General features: G+C 50.5%; 1 protein-coding gene. It reads right to left on the reverse strand.

Annotated elements, in window-relative coordinates; genetic code table 11:
• On the reverse strand, positions 1-294 hold a 294-nt coding region (gene arsC / locus I6F17_RS37500; protein ID WP_225190490.1), incomplete at its 3' end, for an arsenate reductase (glutaredoxin).
• Between the last annotated feature and the right edge of the window lie 92 nt (positions 295-386).

The raw sequence follows: 386 nt of genomic DNA on the forward strand, positions 1-386 counted from the left end.
CACCACAATCGGGCGATTAATCAGAATCGGGTGCTGAAGCATAAAGTCGATTAACCGATCGTCAGTAAATTTATCTTCCGCAAGGCCCAGCTCCTCATACGGTTCGACGTTTTTACGCAGCAGCGCGCGTACGGAAATCCCCATATCGGCAATGAGTTTGACCAGTTCATCGCGCGTTGGCGGAGTTTCCAGATAATGGATAATAGTCGGTTCTGTGCCGCTGTTGCGGATCATCTCCAGCGTATTACGCGACGTGCCGCAGGCCGGGTTGTGATAAATGGTAATGTTGCTCATATCAGTATCTCATTACAAAGTGAAAGAGAGACGTAGCGCCAGCGCAGCCAGCGTCACAAACAGCACAGGCAGGGTCATGATAATCCCTGTAC

Source organism: Bradyrhizobium sp. NBAIM18, from assembly GCF_020193825.1.
Taxonomy (GTDB): domain Bacteria; phylum Pseudomonadota; class Alphaproteobacteria; order Rhizobiales; family Xanthobacteraceae; genus Bradyrhizobium; species Bradyrhizobium yuanmingense.